Below are 1,028 nucleotides of genomic sequence, written 5' to 3'. Positions count from 1 at the left end.
CTGTGGATAGCGCGGGCACGCGGGGGCATCGTGTAGTGCAATGGAGCGGTGAGCGAGCGATCGAAACTGCCCGACTCGCTGGATGGGGTGCCGTTCGCCCTTCGGAGCGCTGTTGCCCTCGGGGTGCCGCGGAGCCGCACGCGGGCGGCGGATTATTCCACGCCGAGCAGGGGTGTGCGGTATCCCGTTGCGGGAGCTGGCGATTACGCGGATATTTGCCGCCCGTATATGCTGGTGACGAGTGCGGGTTTCATCAGCCATGTATCCGCCGCCAGGCTCCACAACATTCCGCTTCCCTATTTTCTGCAGAACGACCCTGCGATTCACCTGTCGCGTCCGCCAGGGTCAGCCGGTCCGCGGCGGAGGGGCGTCGCAGGGCATCGTCTGGCGGTTCCGCCGGAGGACATGACCGTGATCCACGGCGTGCGTGCAACATCAGCCGCACGGACGTGGCTTGACCTTGCCACGATCCTGCCCCTCCTGGACGTCATCGTGGCAGGGGATTTTCTGGTCAGCTGCCACCGGCGGTCGTTCGGGAAGTGGACGAAACCTCTCGTCAGTCTGGAGGAGCTGGGCACTTTCCTGCGACGGCAGCGGAGCGTGCCGGGTCTCGTGTCGGCCCGCAGCGCCTATGGACGCTTGCGCGTTGGCAGCGATTCACCTCCCGAGACGAAGGTGCGGGTCATACTCGAGGACGCCGGGCTTCCTCGGTTCTCGGTCGATTATCCGATCATTACAGCGGACGGAGAGGTTGCCCAATGGGCCGATCTCGCGAATGAGGAGTTCCGGGTGATGATCGAGTACGACGGCGCCCATCACCTCACGCCGGAACAGCAGTTCCGCGACATGCAACGGGATGCCATGGCCGTGGAGCTTGGATGGATCCAGATCAGGCTGAATCAGCTCGATCTGAGACAGGGACCGCAGTGGATTGCGGTCAAGGTACGCCGGGTACTCGAAAGGCGCGGGTATACCGGCCCGTGACCCGTTGGCCGCCGGAAGTTGCGCACGTGTGGTGGGTGTCGGCG

General features: G+C 64.6%; 1 protein-coding gene. It reads left to right on the top strand.

Annotated features, from left to right (window positions below; all coding sequences use genetic code 11):
• Positions 1-405: 405 nt before the first annotated feature.
• Positions 406-984 carry an endonuclease domain-containing protein gene (locus tag Y704_RS24485; protein WP_162149396.1) on the top strand — a complete coding sequence of 193 codons (579 nt, stop codon included), beginning with the start codon at positions 406-408 and terminating at the stop codon, positions 982-984.
• The last annotated feature ends 44 nt before the right edge of the window (positions 985-1,028 follow it).

This window comes from Arthrobacter sp. Br18 (assembly GCF_000520555.1).
GTDB lineage: Bacteria > Actinomycetota > Actinomycetes > Actinomycetales > Micrococcaceae > Arthrobacter_D.
The sequence above is the reverse complement of the archived record's forward strand: the minus strand, read 5'-3'. Positions and strand labels throughout refer to the sequence as shown.